The 13,344-nt window shown below is 68.2% G+C and carries 12 protein-coding genes and 5 pseudogenes; 4 read left to right on the top strand and 13 right to left on the bottom strand.

The window, feature by feature from the left end; translation table 11 throughout:
• The first annotated feature begins 33 nt into the window (after nt 1-33).
• Nucleotides 34-1,062 carry a LacI family DNA-binding transcriptional regulator gene (locus NRF20_RS43710; protein ID WP_266366385.1) on the top strand — a complete coding sequence of 343 codons (1,029 nt, stop codon included), beginning with the start codon at nt 34-36 and terminating at the stop codon, nt 1,060-1,062.
• Between the two features lie 16 nt (nt 1,063-1,078).
• On the opposite strand, the gene NRF20_RS43715 is transcribed toward NRF20_RS43710, so the two are convergent.
• From NRF20_RS43715 to NRF20_RS43725, 3 genes are all read right to left on the bottom strand, one after another.
• Nucleotides 1,079-1,264 (bottom strand): hypothetical protein, encoded by a 186-nt coding sequence (locus NRF20_RS43715; protein WP_413754352.1) that lies wholly within the window; start codon nt 1,262-1,264, stop codon nt 1,079-1,081.
• Nucleotides 1,265-1,478: 214 nt separating this feature from the next.
• Nucleotides 1,479-1,796, bottom strand: coding sequence for a hypothetical protein (locus tag NRF20_RS43720; RefSeq protein WP_398634516.1), 318 nt, complete (start codon nt 1,794-1,796; stop codon nt 1,479-1,481).
• Nucleotides 1,793-1,996, bottom strand: coding sequence for a hypothetical protein (locus NRF20_RS43725; RefSeq protein WP_398634515.1), 204 nt, complete (start codon nt 1,994-1,996; stop codon nt 1,793-1,795). The genes NRF20_RS43720 and NRF20_RS43725 overlap by 4 nt, the downstream gene beginning before the upstream one ends.
• A 717-nt stretch (nt 1,997-2,713) precedes the next feature.
• On the opposite strand from NRF20_RS43725, the gene NRF20_RS43730 reads away from it, so the two are divergent.
• Entirely contained in the window at nt 2,714-3,226 is a 513-nt protein-coding gene (locus NRF20_RS43730) for an NUDIX domain-containing protein (protein ID WP_398634514.1), read from the top strand.
• 397 nt (nt 3,227-3,623) lie between these two features.
• On the opposite strand, the gene NRF20_RS43735 is transcribed toward NRF20_RS43730, so the two are convergent.
• The gene (locus NRF20_RS43735; protein ID WP_398634513.1) at nt 3,624-4,121 is read right to left on the bottom strand and encodes a hypothetical protein; all 498 of its coding nucleotides are present in this window, start codon (nt 4,119-4,121) and stop codon (nt 3,624-3,626) included.
• 205 nt (nt 4,122-4,326) lie between these two features.
• Here NRF20_RS43735 and NRF20_RS43740 point away from each other — a divergent pair.
• Nucleotides 4,327-4,583 (top strand): annotated as a pseudogene (locus NRF20_RS43740) (site-specific integrase); the annotation flags it as partial.
• A gap of 9 nt (nt 4,584-4,592) precedes the next feature.
• Here NRF20_RS43740 and NRF20_RS43745 read toward each other — a convergent pair.
• The 3 genes and pseudogenes from NRF20_RS43745 to NRF20_RS43755 form a co-directional block, all read right to left on the bottom strand.
• Nucleotides 4,593-5,375, bottom strand: a complete 783-nt coding sequence (locus tag NRF20_RS43745) for an isoprenyl transferase (protein ID WP_398634512.1) — start codon at nt 5,373-5,375, stop codon at nt 4,593-4,595.
• Between the two features lie 90 nt (nt 5,376-5,465).
• Nucleotides 5,466-5,870, bottom strand: a pseudogene (locus tag NRF20_RS43750) (protein phosphatase); the annotation flags it as partial.
• Nucleotides 5,871-5,981: 111 nt separating this feature from the next.
• Nucleotides 5,982-6,845 (bottom strand): annotated as a pseudogene (locus NRF20_RS43755) (serine/threonine-protein kinase); the annotation flags it as partial.
• Nucleotides 6,846-7,059: 214 nt separating this feature from the next.
• On the opposite strand from NRF20_RS43755, the gene NRF20_RS43760 reads away from it, so the two are divergent.
• Nucleotides 7,060-8,433: an FAD-dependent oxidoreductase gene (locus tag NRF20_RS43760; RefSeq protein WP_398634511.1), complete on the top strand. Its 1,374-nt coding sequence runs from the start codon at nt 7,060-7,062 to the stop codon at nt 8,431-8,433.
• Between the two features lie 488 nt (nt 8,434-8,921).
• Here NRF20_RS43760 and NRF20_RS43765 read toward each other — a convergent pair.
• From NRF20_RS43765 to NRF20_RS43790, 6 genes and pseudogenes are all read right to left on the bottom strand, one after another.
• Nucleotides 8,922-9,368, bottom strand: a pseudogene (locus NRF20_RS43765) (class I SAM-dependent methyltransferase); the annotation flags it as partial.
• A gap of 29 nt (nt 9,369-9,397) precedes the next feature.
• A protein-coding gene (locus NRF20_RS43770; RefSeq protein WP_413754353.1) for an IS3 family transposase occupies nt 9,398-10,650 on the bottom strand; the annotation gives its coding sequence in 2 pieces (ribosomal slippage) (nt 9,398-10,368 and nt 10,368-10,650; 1,254 coding nt in all).
• 45 nt (nt 10,651-10,695) lie between these two features.
• A pseudogene (locus tag NRF20_RS43775) lies at nt 10,696-11,112 on the bottom strand (class I SAM-dependent methyltransferase); the annotation flags it as partial.
• 22 nt (nt 11,113-11,134) lie between these two features.
• Entirely contained in the window at nt 11,135-11,479 is a 345-nt protein-coding gene (locus NRF20_RS43780) for a VOC family protein (protein WP_398634509.1), read from the bottom strand.
• A 1-nt stretch (nt 11,480) separates the two neighbouring features.
• Entirely contained in the window at nt 11,481-11,660 is a 180-nt protein-coding gene (locus NRF20_RS43785; protein WP_398634508.1) for a CopG family transcriptional regulator, read from the bottom strand.
• Nucleotides 11,661-11,766: 106 nt separating this feature from the next.
• Nucleotides 11,767-13,341: a hypothetical protein gene (locus NRF20_RS43790; RefSeq protein ID WP_398634507.1), complete on the bottom strand. Its 1,575-nt coding sequence runs from the start codon at nt 13,339-13,341 to the stop codon at nt 11,767-11,769.
• Nucleotides 13,342-13,344 lie beyond the last annotated feature (3 nt).

Genomic DNA, 13,344 nt, shown 5'->3' on the forward strand with positions numbered 1-13,344 from the left:
CCCAGCCCGCCGACGACCACCCGCAGAGGAACGATGACCGCTCGACAGGTGACCATCGAGGATGTCGCACGCGCGGCCGGAGTCTCCCGCCAGACCGTCTCGAACGCCCTCAACGCACCCCACCGGCTGCGCGCCACCACCCTCGCCCGGGTTACCGCCGCCATCGATGAGCTCGGTTACCAGCCCGACCAGTCCGCCCGCAGCCTGCGTACCGGCACCCGCAAGGTCATCGGCTATCCCGCCCCCGCCGACAACCCAGCCGACCCCAACCCCCTGATGGGCGGCTTCCTCCAGGCACTGGTGACCGCCGCCGACGCCGTGGGCCACCGCATCCTGGTGTTCCGCTCCGACCCCCAGCAGGGCGCCGGAGCGGTCGCCAAGTCCTTCAACGGCCTGATCGCGGCCCGTCAGGTCGACGGGTTCGTCCTCTCCGACGTCGTCCACGACGACCCCCGCGTCGACGTGCTCACCGAGGCCGGCTTCCCGTTCGCCGCCTTCGGTCGCACCGCCCCCGGCCGCCCGCAGAACTGGGTGGACATCGACTCCACCGCCGCCACCGCCGCCCTGGTCGGACTCCTGCTCGACCAGGGCCACCGCCGGATCTGCTACCTCAACTCCGCCGCGTCCCTGCCCTGGCTCGCCGACCGCAGGGCCGGCTTCCTGCGGGCCGCGGCCGCCGCCCCCGACGGCGCCTTCGAGGTCGGCGTCCCCGACGACGATCCGGCCGCGCTTTCCCACGCCGTCCAGCGCCTGCTCACCGGCCCCGACCGCCCGACCGCCCTGGTCTGCGCAAGCGACTGGCTCGCCCTGACCGCCTACCAGGCCGTCCGAGCCGCAGGCCTCACCGTCGGCGGCGACGTCGCCGTCACCGGCTTCAACGACATCCCGCTCTGTACGCTGCTCCAGCCCGCCCTCACCAGCGCGCGCCTGCCCCTGGCCGCCATCGCCCACGTCCTCGTCGACCGGTTGATCACCGCCGTCGAGGACCCCGCCGCCGCTCCGGCGAGCGGGCTGCTACTTCCTGCGGAGCCGGTCGTGCGCGACAGCACGCCGGGGCGGTAGCCGTGGCCGCCGGTCGTCACACCAGCTCGGCGGCCATGCGCAGCAGGACCGACCACGCGCGGAGGTTGCGGCACAGCCGGGCAGCGAGCTCCAGCTCGGCCCATGCCTCGGCGGTTCGGCCGAGCCGGACGAGCAGCTTGCCGCGCACCGTCGGGAGCAGGTGCGACCCCGACAGGTGCCCGGAGACGGCCAGCTCGTCCACCGATGGACAGTGCCTCCTGCGGTCCGTTCGCCATCGCGACGACGACGGCCCGGTTGAGCTCGACCACGGGTTGAAGCCTTTTCTGGAGCTGCGGCGGGTGCTTCAGAGCGTGGGTCCTCGGCTTGCTGGGCCGGGATCCGCACTGCGCAGCGTGGCCCTGACCTGGCACCGTGCGCGGTGCCCAAGGCCGCGCCTACGTCGACGTGGTCGCCGCCTACGGCCCGATGGGCTGTCTCACGGCTGGGACCACGGCATCCTCGCCCGACTTCGCGCCCGCGCTGTGGACCGGTAGGTGCCTGGCCGGTTCGTATATCTGCCGTGCGGTCCGTTGCGTCTGCTCCTGCACCATCTGATGTGGCATCTGGAGGGTGCGGCGGTTCGGCTGGGTGCGGCGCATATGGCACGCGAAGGGGGCTGTGTCGGCGGTGACCGTCTCGGGGAACCGGCCGCCGGCCGGGACGGGTCCGGTGCACTCCAGCTCGGGCCGCTTGGCGGCGCGGGTGGAGATCTTCTCCGAGAAGATTCTGGTCACCCGGCGTCGGCGGGGGAGTCAAGTTGGGAGTCCAGGGACTGCCGGGTGGTCGACGCGCGGGCATAGCCGAGACAGACATGGCCGACCGGCTCGGCGTCGGCGTTCACCGGGCGGGGCAGTTCGCCCCAGACCGAGCCGGGCTTGCGGACGACGGGGGTCGGCACGTTCAGCACCTTGGCGAGCAGCGTGTTGACGTGCACGAGCGCGGACTGGAGCAGGTGGAGCGCGACATCGAGGTCTCGGCGTGCTCCCTGTCCGGGCCGGTCAGGGCGCCGTCCTTGCCGTAGTGGAGCACGGTGTTCGCGCTGTTCCAGTTCTCTACGACCTGGAGGCCGCCGTGGATTTCGCGGCGCAGACCGGGGCTGAGAAGCTTGGCCTGATCAGCCGTAATGGACGGCACTGGCGCTCCTGCCGACTCGCCGGATAGCGACCGAACCGGATCGGTCAACACCGCAGAGGACACGTCGGTACAGGACACGCTGTCTTCGCGGCGCTGCGGCACCCGGTACGACGGACGACGGGCGCATCAGGCTGATTTCCCAGCACCATGTGCCCTTTACGGCGACCGTCTTTTCACCGCGAAGGACACCGTAGCCGGCGAACAGGGATTGCAGAACGTCGTCGTCGAAGGATTGCGGGAGGTGAATTTCAAAGATGGCGGTCGGCGCGCGAACGACTTGCTCGTGGAATTCACCGACATCGACTACCTCGGAACCGACTACTCCCACCCTGGGTGCCGACGACCGCCACGATGCCCAGCCCTGCGACAAACGGGGCGGTGGCCCCGCCGCCACGACACCGCCCAGGTGGGTCAGGTCTCTGCTCTGGAGTGAGAATCACACCGGATTGTCACTGTTCTGGGTCACGTCGAGGATGCGGCACCAAGCCCGTCGGTAGTGCAGTTAGCGTCCCGCCTCATGAGCCCGACGCACCTGCCTCCCGCTGAGTACTACGCCTCCCTGCCCAAGCACATCGCCGGCGCCGGGGCAATCATCCACGACGCCGACGGCCGCATTCTTCTGGTCCGGCCGTCCTACGGCGACGGCACCTGGGAGGTCCCCGGCGGCGCACTGGACACGGGGGAGAACCCGTGGCAAGCGGCCCGACGTGAGGTCAAAGAAGAGCTCGGCATCGAGCTCACGCCGGGGCGGCTGCTGGCCGTCGACTGGGTACCGGAGCGGGCCGACGGCCGCCCGCCGCTGGCCAACTACCTCTTCGACGGCGGCCTGATCACCGAGCACGAGGCGCAGACACGGATCCACCTGGACCCCGACGAGCTCACCGCATGGCAACTGGCCACCCCCGACCAGTGGGACACCCTCCTCGCCCCACACATGGCCCGCCGCCTGCACGCAGGCTCCCGCGCCTTGACCGACGGCTCGGCCGTCTACCTGCACCAGGGATTCGCCCCCACCCACTGCCAGACCTGACGCCGTCACTGGTGCCGGCCGGGCGCGTCGGTGCGCTCGCTGTGCCTGGCTCAGACGGGTTGGAGGTCGCTTCGGGCGTGGAGGCAGAGGCGGCTGTTGGGGGAGACGGGGTCGTGCAGGGCGGTCATGTAGCCCCCGGTGTACTGGCCGCCGCAGGCGCCGTCCTGTGGCAGCGCACCCGGATCCAGTGCAACAGGCCGCCGCCCGCCCCCTGAGCTACCCGATGACCCGCCTCGACCAGCTGTACCACCGTGGCTCCATAGATGACGATGCAGCGTTTCTCGACGGGTTCGGGAGGCATCGGCGGATGCCAAGAGGCCGGAATGTCGATGAGCGCGCGCGGCACTTGCCCATGGCCATACGGCCGACTGTTGTCTGCGCCGGAGTCGAGCCGAGGTCAAAGATGCTGGCTACGGGGCCAGGTGGCGGGGCGGACCAGTTTCGCTGCTCGATATTGCCAACCACGCCAGGGCCGGCCGGTCGCACCACCGGGGCGCGGCGGCAACCAGGTCCGCCAGGGGCAGCCGAGGGTCGGGCCGGTAGCGGACCACCAGGTGGTCGCCGAGTACGGACCTGGCCGCCTCGACCAGCGTCCGGCTCGCCCCCCGGCCAGCCTCACGCCCTCGACGACCACCGCGCGGCTCCCCTTCCGCAGGGCGGCGGCCAGCTTCCGGTCCGCCTTGCGCCGCGGGACGTAGCCGTGTTCCCACGGGGACGGATGCACTCCCAGCGTCTCGGTCGGCACGTCGGCCAGGCGCGGCGGCCCTGAGGGTCCGTCCACTCCCGGCGCCAGCAGCGGTCGGAAGACCTGCTGCCGTGCGGTGCCCACGTTGTGACGCAGGACCAGCAGTGCCACGACCAGCCCGAGCACCCACAGAGCCCGACCGCCCGTCACCCCGGAACCGTGGTACGGCCCCGCCACACCTCGACCGCGCCCGACAGGACTCAGACCGTGACCCCCGACGCACCCACCGCCCACAGCGCCGCCCGCACCAGCTGCGGCTGGCACACCTTCCAGCCCCCACCTCGTGTTCCGCACTCCCCAGTCCCATCCCACCATGATCAATGACCCATCGGGGGCAGGGAAGACCACTGGATGAGTCGCCCGCCTCTCGTACGGACAAGCCCGCGCCCTGCTCGACGCACACACCGTGCGCTGGCCCGGTGCCGGGTGGGACCTGCACGAGTAGCGCTATGTTCATCCCCGACCCACCTCGGCGAGCAGGGCGCGTCGCTTCTGATGCTGATGGCGAAGTCCCGGCACAAGAAGACCGAGGACGTGCGCCGCTACTTCAAGCCGTCCCCGGAGGGGATTGCGGAGCTCACCAGCCTGCTCGCCCCCGGTGATGCCCGGCGCTGGAGACGGTCATTTACCGAATCGCCGTTCGCGATTCGCGTACGAGCGAAGTGCGCGCAGGAAGTCCACGTGACGGAACGCCGGCCAGTAGCAGTCCACCCAGTGCATCTCGGCGTACGCGGACTGCCAGAGCAGGAAGCCGGATAGCCGCTGCTCGCCAGAGGTTCGGATGATGAAGTCGGTGTGGTCGGCGGTTGGCGAGTACAGATGCCGGGAGATGTCCTCGATCTCGAACCGCTCGACCAGTTCGGCCGGGTCGCCACCAGCCGCAATGTGTTCCTCGAAGGCGCTCTTCACCGCATCGACGATCTCCCGTCGGCCCCCGTAGCCGACCGCGACGTCCACCTTGAGCCCGCCGCGCCCGGCCGTCGCGGCGGCGGCCTCCTTGAGCACCCGGGCGCTGGCACCGGGCAGCATGTCGAGCGAGCCGATCACCTGGACCTCCCAGGGACGGCCTTCGGCCGTGATGTTCCGAACGGTCTCTTCGATGATGTCGATCAGCGGGCCGAGCTGTTCGGCAGGGCGCTCCAGGTTGTCGTCGGAGAGCATGAAGAGAGTTACGTGCTCGATTCCTGCGGCAGTACACCAGCCAAGGAACTCGGTAGCCTTGGCGCTGCCCGCCCGGTACCCCTCCCGGACGTCCGCGTGTCCCGCCTGTCGGGCCCAGCGCCGGTTGCCATCGAGCATGATTCCGACGTGCTGCGGGCGTGGCAGCCCCGCCAGGGTGGCGGCCAGTCGGCGCTCGTACACTGCCTCAATCGGCCGTCGGAGGAACAGCGGAAGCAGCTTCATGAACCATCTCCATTGCGTCGTGGAACCCCGGCGGACCCTACCAGGGGCTTCTTTACTGCTCGACCAGTTCGACCACCGACCGCCGTCCGCCTACGAACGATCGCCTTGTGGGACCAATCTCTGTTCTTCGTCCGAGAGGCTGGGGCTCGGCGTGGCGGGGTTCTTGGTCTCGGCAGAACGGCGCTGGGCGTCCTTCTTACACGCGGACGCCTGCATGGCGAGCTCGTAGATCTTGTCCCGGGCGTTGCTTAGACCATCTACGGCGATGGTGGCCTCGACCTGCTTCTGCTGATACAGCGGCAGGTACTTGAGTTCGATGTCGGGGTGGTCCTTCTCGACGTCCGACAGGCCCACCCAGGCCAGGTCCTGGCTGATGCCGCGGTAGAGCGCGACATGGCCGTCGTTGGCGCCAACGTAGTACTGGGTCTGGGTCCACTGGTAGCCGCCGTACAACCCGCCGCTGAGGACCACGAGGGCCAGCACGACGGAGACCGCCATCGCGGGTCGGAGCTTGCGTACCGGCGCCCGACGCCCCGGGCCCGTCAGACGCAGATGCGAGTCGTGCGGCCGTGTTGGTGACATGTCGGCCAGAGCCAGGGCCTCAGGGATCGCCAGGCGCTGGTATGGGTCCTTGTTCAGCAATTGTGTGATGAGCAACGTGAGGCTTCCGGCGCGCTGCGGCGACGGAGCTTGATCGGACAAAATCGCGGTGAGCGCAGCGGCGGGGGTATTGCGACGGAACGGTGAGAAGCCCTCGACGGCCTGGTACAGCGTCGCCCCGAGTGAGAACAGGTCGCTGGCGGCTTGCCCGTCCTGGCCGCGGGCCCGCTCCGGGGCTATGTACTCCACCGAGCCGATGAACGTCCCGGTGGCGGTTAGAGCGCTGTCGTCTTGGTGGACCGAGATCCCGAAATCGGCGAGCAGGATCTCCCCGTTCTCAGCCATCATGACGTTGGCTGGCTTGATATCACGATGCACGATACCCGCGTCGTGTGCCACGTTGAGCGCCCGCAGTAGCGCCGTGGCGACTCTGGCAGTGTCACCTGCCGACAACGGCCCATGGACGTCAAGGTGCTCATCAAGCGATGTTCCGGCGACAAGTTGCATGACGATTCAAGGGACGTCGTTGTCGATGACGATGTCGTGGACTGCGACGATGTTCGGGTGATCGCGGAGCCGGGCGGCGTTGCGGGCCTCGCGCTCGACACGCTGGAGTCGCTCGGCCTGCTCGCCCGCGGACATCGTCGAAGGCAGCCAGACCTCCTTGACCGCCACGTCGACACTCAGAGTCTCGTCGCGCGCCTTCCAGACCTGTCCGAACCCTCCGGAGCCCAGTCTCTCGACCAGCCGATATCGGCCGCTGATCACCTGCCCCGGTTGCGTCGTCTGCGCCAGGATCGCTCCCCCCGGTGTCGGCTCAGTGTCGATCAGAGTACGCGCCTCGTGGGCGACGGTGATAGGGAACGGCACCGCTGGTCCAACGCTTGATTCTCCCAGCCGTGCGCGGAAGGACTGGCATCCCCAGGCACCGCAAATTTGGTCGGCAGATACCCGCTGACCTCACAGCACCTCCTGCACCCGTGCCACTGCCTCGTTCTCGCCCCCGTGACCGCCGACGCCGGTTCTCGACCGGAGATCGCCAAGCAGTAGGCTCATTCCGCAACACGACGCGAAGGGGAGCTCAGTGGCGCGGGTTGCGGTGATCGGTGGGGGTATCAGCGGGCTGGGGACGGCGCTCATGCTTGGCCGGCAGGGCCACACGGTCGCGTTGTTCGAGCAGGACGCGCGGCAGGCCGGAGAGGACCTGAACCGAGACTTCTTCCACTGGGACAGGCCCCGAAGCCCGCAGGCCATTCAGCCCCACTCGCTCCTCGCGCCCGTGCGCACCGTGTTGCGCACCGAGACCCCTGATGTCTACGCGGACCTGCTGGCACGCGGAGCCCGCGAGTACCACGAGTTCGACTGGTTCGGTGAGCATCCGCCGTATCGGGCCGGCGATGAGGACTTGGTGACCCTGCGAACCCGCCGCATCGTGCTGGAGGCCGCTTTGACGGCGGCCGTGCGGCGGGAACGCACCGTTGATGTGCGGCGAGGCTGCCGTGTGCGCGCCCTCACCATCGGGGAGGGCCGCCCTGCCCGGGTCACCGGCGTGCAGGTGGGCGCGGAAATGCACCAGGCGGACCTCGTTGTCGATGCGTCCGGTCGCCGCTCGCCCGTTCCCGCCTGGCTGATCGCGGCCGGCTGCCGCCCGCCCGTGGTCGACAGCCACCGCACCGGGATCGCTTATCTGTGCCGCTGGTACCGCCTGCGTGCCGATGGCCCGCGTGACCCCGGGCGGGTGAAGACCGGCTCGGCCGCACCGTTCGCGCTCGCCGGCGTCTTCCCTTCCGACAACGACACCTTCGCGGTGAACCTGGTGCTCTCCACGGGTGATCCGACCCGAGGCGCGCTCACCGACCCCGCTGTATTCGAGGCTGTCGCCCGCCGCTTCCCCGCCACCGCCGCCTGGCTCGACCTGGCCCCCGAACCACAGTCGGCCGTCCTGGCGATGGCCGGCCTGGACAACCGCTGGACCGCCCTCGCCGACGATGACGGACCTATCGTCACCGGCCTGGTCAACGCCGGGGACAGCCTCATCCACACCAACCCCACCTTGGGCCATGGCGCGGCCCTCGGCCTGCGCGCCGCCCAGCACCTCGCCACCCATGTCGACCAGATCGCCGCGGACCCCATCGGCTACCACACCTGGACAGCACAGGCCCTCCGCCCGTGGTTCGACGCACAGGTGACAGCCGACCGCGCCAACGAGCAACGCCTCGCCGACAGCTCACCACCCTCAGATCGGCGGGCTGCTGCCCTGGCCGTCTGCGCCTTTGACGATCCCATCGTCATGAGAGCCCGAGCCCAGGTACGCCATCTCCTGCGACCAGCCCACGCCGCCTACGGCACCGACGAAGTGGACCGACACGTCACCGCCTGGCTGGCTGTCCACCCAGACTTCTCACCAAAGCACGACGGCCCGACCCGAGATCAGTGGGATGCACTCATCCCAGGCTGAGCGCTTGCCTGGCACCTCACCTTCGGCGCTCAAGTGTCGGCAAACGAACGTCTGCTGACACTCAGGCCCGTGATCGAGAACCCGCAGGTGGACAGTGTCGACAACCCGCGTCGGGAATCAACGTCGGTGAACGGTCCGCCCAGTAGACCGACACCGTCCAGCAGATCGCCGATCTCTTCGGGGCGCCGCGATCGACGGTGTACGGGCACCTCGACAAGACAATGACAGTGCCCCGCCAGCCGAAGAAGACCGCCGCCACGAAGCCCTGAAAGCTACCGGCAGGTTACTTGTTCCCTGGTGTCCGAGCTGGGACTACAGGGCCGAGAGTCCCGCGGGTTCAAGGAAACCGAAGGCCCTTCAGAGTGAACCCACGGGTGCACGGGCGCGCGTCAGGCCGATGCACCCGCGGGTTCGGGTGAAACACAAGGATGCCGAGAGCCTGTTTTGAGCTCCGAGGCTTCTTGGAACAGATGGCGTTGACGAGGCGGTCAGGTGGTGACCAGTAGCAGGTCCTCTCCGCTTGACGGGCGAAGGCCGTCGTTGCGATCGGCGAAGTAGCGTTCGGCGAGCAAGGCTCCTGACATGTGTCGGGCATCTTTGAAGCCGGTTTCGTGGGCCAGTGCCAGCATTTCCTGCGGGGTGTAGAAGCTGATGAACGGTGTTCCGAATGCTCGTGCGCCTTGCTCACTCGCCCGGAGGCCTGGGCGGTCCGCTGCGTCGACAAGTTCGGTCGGCAGCAGGAAGGTCATGGCGAGCGTCGAGCCGGGTGCAAGCCCGGCGACCTGGCGCAGGGTAACCGCGGTGGCGTCTTTGGTGAGGTACATGGTGACGCCGGTGGAGACGATGAGCACAGGCCGGTCAGAATCGAAGCCGGCAGCGGCCAGCTGCTCGGACCAGGAATCGCTGGCCTCGAAGTCGACCGGCACCAGGTGCAACCTGAACCGCCCCGGGTTCGATAGAGATCTCAGATTGTGGTTGTGACCTGGGGTTTCGTGAGTTCCGTGTAGTAGTTGGTTTCGTACTCGACGGGTGGGATGTGCCCTATCTCTCCGTGGAGCCGGCGATGGTTGTACCAGTCGGCCCACTCGGCGGTGGCGAGCTCGACCTGGGAGAGTGTCTTCCAGGGCCGCTGGGGTTTGATCAACTCGGTTTTGTACAGGCCGATCGCGCTCTCCATCAGGGCATTGTCGTAGGCATCGCCGACCGAGCCGATGGAGGCGGCAATGTCGGCGGCGTCCAGATGCTCGGCGAGCCTGAAACTCGTGTACTGCGACCCGGCGTCCGAGTGATGGATCAACTCACCTGGCTGTATGGGGTGTTGGTCGCGGTCACGTTGCCAGATGGCCATCTCCAGGGCGTCCAGGACGAAGACGGTCTCCTTCACGGTGGCGGCCGACCAGCCGACGATCCGGCGGGAGAAGGTATCCAAGACGAACGCGACATAGACGACGCCGGACCAGGTCTTGATGTGGGTGAAGTCCGCCACCCAGCACCGGTTCGGGGCCTGGGCGACGAAGTCACGGTCGAGGCGGTCCGGGGCCCGGTCGACCTGCCCGCCGGGGAGCGTGGTGATCACGCGTTTGCCGCGGATCGCGCCCTGGATGCCGAGTTCGCGCATGAGACGCTCGACGGTGCAGCGGGCTGCGGTATGCCCCTGCCGGTTCAGCTCGCGCCAGATCTTCCGGGCCCCGTAGACACGGTAGTTGGCGGTGTGGATCTGGCTGATCAGCTCCTTGAGCTCCGCGTCCCGCACTGAACGTGTTGACGGAGCGGCCTGTCGTTTCTTGTTGGCGTAGTAGGTTGAAGGGGCGATCTTGCAGTCGTGCTCGGTGAGCGTCCTGCAGATCGGCTCGACGCCGCCGAAGCGGTCCCGGTGCTCGTCGATGAACGCTACGAGCGTGTGTGTGGCCGGTCGAGCTCGGCCGCAAAGAAACTCGCCGCGGCCTTCAGGATCTCATTCGCCCGCTTGAGTTCGGCATTCTCCTTCTTCAACGCCTTGAGCTGAGCGGACTCCTCCGTCGTCGTCCCCGGCCGCGTGCCTGCGTCGATCTCGTGCTGCTTCAGCCAGTTCCGCAGTGTTTCGCGGGACCCGATACCGAGCTTCTCGGTCACCGCCTGCAGAGCGGCCGTCTCGTTCGGGTAGTCGTCGCGCACCTCGGCGACCATGCGCACCGCGCGGCGGCGGAGCTCAAGCGGGTAACGGGAAGGTCGTGCCATGACTCGATCCTTTCATGAAATCGAGTCTCCATTCGAGCCGGGGCGGTTCAACCAGTCGGGGATGCCGTGACCGAGCTCGATCAGGCGTCGGCGCTTCCATGCCTGGGGGCCGGGCTGGTCGACCTCGAAAACCCGTAGGCGAGAGGCGATTTCTGGCCTACGTTGGGCAAAGGTGTCCAGGCCGGCCCCCAGGATGACGTATTGGGTGATGCCGCGGTCGGCCTGCTCGGCCACAAGGTCCTCGATGAAACGAGCGCGGGCCGCAATGGCCGCCCGGAACCCGCTGGTGGCGTGCGGGTCCATGTCCGGGCGGTCGCGCCAGTCATTGTCGGGGGCCGCCAACTGGAGGCCGATCTCGTCCTCGATCACGTGGGGCGGCGGGTCGACCTGGACGTGTAACGCCCGCCAGAGGGCGGTCCGCACCGCGGAGCTGTCCGGTACCTCGGTCTGCTCGACTGCCATGGTGTTCCCTCTGTTGTTGCGGTCAGTTCTTGGCGGGAGCTTGGAGGCTCCACAGACGCCCGTCGGGGTCGCGGACTGTCATCTCCTTGGTCCCGTAATGGGTCTCCTCGAACGGCGCGACCACCTCGATGGCAGCATCGGGACGGAATGCGTCTGCGTCCGGCACCTTCAGCACGATCCGCGTCTGGGGCCTTCGGTCCTCGGGGATCTCTGCGATGAACAGGTAGGGGCCGTCGCCGTTGCGGAGCTGGCCGGAGTTGTGGTCGGTCGAAAACTCCAGCTCGTAGCCCAGCGCCTGGAAGAACTTCGCCGCTTTACCCCAGTTGTGGGTCTCCAGGAACACGGCCTCGATGCCTTCGGTTGCCATGTCAGGTCTCCTTCTCAGCCGATTGCTGTTCTTTCCCATGGGCGTCGTCGAGGTAGGCACGCAGCGCGTCAGCGACCAACGCCGACAAGGACATGCCCGACTCGATGGCGCGGTACTTGACCTGCTTGATCAACCCGATCGGCAGGTACACGTTGAACTGTTTGACTTCCTCATCACCCACAAGTCGATACTAGCATCCTAGTAAGCTAGCTGCTTGTGCGCCGATACCGCGAACCAACCCGCGCTTGCCCAGGTCTTCGGCGCCGGCCTTCGCGTCCAGCCGGGTTTCACTGCGATGGCTGCTCGGCAGCCTCGTCCAGAAGCACGCGTGCCGACTCCGCGTAGCGGATGGCCGTCTTCTCGTCGATACCGAAGACGAGGGCGAGGTGGAGCGGGTCGGCGCCGTGGGTGAGGGCTTCTTCGAGTTGGCGGTCGACGCGGAGCCGTTCGAGGGTGGCGGTGAGGTTGCGGGTGGCCCGGGTGGTCCAGAGCTTGCCGGCCGGGCCGAGTTCGACGGCGGTCTTCTGAGTGATCAGCAGGTGGGGGTTGGCCGTGTTCGGCCAGCGGTTGCGGCGGTGGTCGAGCCAGTCCAGGACCGCCCGGTGGGTGAGGTCGTCGAGCGGGCGGACGTGGCTGCCGACGGCAATGCGCCGGTTGCCCAGGTCGACGTCGTCAAGCTGCATGGTGCGGATCATCTTCGGCCGTGCCGCGTGGACGGCGGCCAGGGCGATGATGAGCCGGATGTCTGGGGTGGTGGCGGTGGCGATGGCCTCGTCGATGTCCGCCTGGACAAGGGCCTGGAGGACGCCGCCGGTCTGCCGGGGGACACGGATGCGGATCGTGGGGTTGCGGAAGATCTGGCCGTTCTTCTTCGCGTGCCGGAACAGTGACCGCAGTGCGACGATCCGGCTCTCGCGCTGTTTGCCGGTGACAGCGTCCCGGGCAGCGAAGATGTCCTCACGGGTGACCTCTCGCAGGTGGTCGTAGCGGCTGGACCACTCCCGCAGCACCGGCTGGATCTCACCCAGGTAGGCCCATGCCGTATGCCGGGAGCGAGGCTCGGACCGCGGGCCACCGTCGAGGAGAGTACGAACCCAGGCTTCCACGGCGCGATGGATGCCCGGGGGCATCCCGTCGAGTTTTCGCTCCAGCCACCGGTCGACGGCGGGGGCCCGGTCGTCGGCGAACAGGCCGAGACGGTCGAGGACTTCGGCGGTCCGCACGACGGGAAGCCCACGGACTCGCAGGGCCGGGAAGAGCTCGGAGTACCGGATCGACTCACCTTCGCGGAAGCCGGACAGCACGATGACCAGTGCTCGGTTCACGTCGCTGGTGATCCAGCGGCTCCAGCCGCGGGCCTCTCCCAGGGCCCGGACGGCCTGCCGGGCCCGGATCAGCCAGGGATTGGCCAGGTCGGCGTGGAGTTCCCGGTCGAACCGGCGGAAGTCCCGAGTGGCAGTGAACAGCGTCAGTTGCGTTGCCGTCGTGATCACGCGGCACGGTTCGGGAAGCGGCGGCGGCTTCAGCACGCGCCGTCCGGCCTTGCCGACCCGGGGCCCGCCGTTCTTGGGCCGCTGGAGGTTCGCGAAGAACAGCTGCTGGCAGGTCACCAGCCGTAGGTACGGCTCGATCACCGAAGCCTTGCCGCTGGCCTTGATCGCCCAGGTCGCCTGAGCCCGGCAGAGACGGCAGTAGCCGTGCTTGTCATCGACGGGGACCTGCCGCCGACAGCCGACGCATGCACCGACAGCGTGTAGCTGTCCGTAGGTATAGCAGCCGCGGCAGAACCGGCCGGGCAGCTGCCCCCAGGCGAAACAGCCCGAGCAGGAGGCTGCCGGCTTGTTCTCGCTGATCTTCCCCATGGT

It is taken from the genome of Streptomyces sp. R-74717, assembly GCF_047305335.1.
GTDB lineage: Bacteria > Actinomycetota > Actinomycetes > Streptomycetales > Streptomycetaceae > Streptomyces > Streptomyces atratus.

Bases quoted from the DNA above. Each gene is read 5' to 3' on its own strand.
- NRF20_RS43710 (WP_266366385.1), top strand. From the start codon at position 34: ATGACCGCTCGACAGGTGACCATCGAGGATGTCGCACGCGCGGCCGGA.
- NRF20_RS43730 (WP_398634514.1), top strand. From the start codon at position 2,714: ATGAGCCCGACGCACCTGCCTCCCGCTGAGTACTACGCCTCCCTGCCC.
- NRF20_RS43745 (WP_398634512.1), bottom strand. From the start codon at position 5,375: ATGAAGCTGCTTCCGCTGTTCCTCCGACGGCCGATTGAGGCAGTGTAC.
- NRF20_RS43780 (WP_398634509.1), bottom strand. From the start codon at position 11,479: ATGGCAACCGAAGGCATCGAGGCCGTGTTCCTGGAGACCCACAACTGG.
- NRF20_RS43790 (WP_398634507.1), bottom strand. From the start codon at position 13,341: ATGGGGAAGATCAGCGAGAACAAGCCGGCAGCCTCCTGCTCGGGCTGT.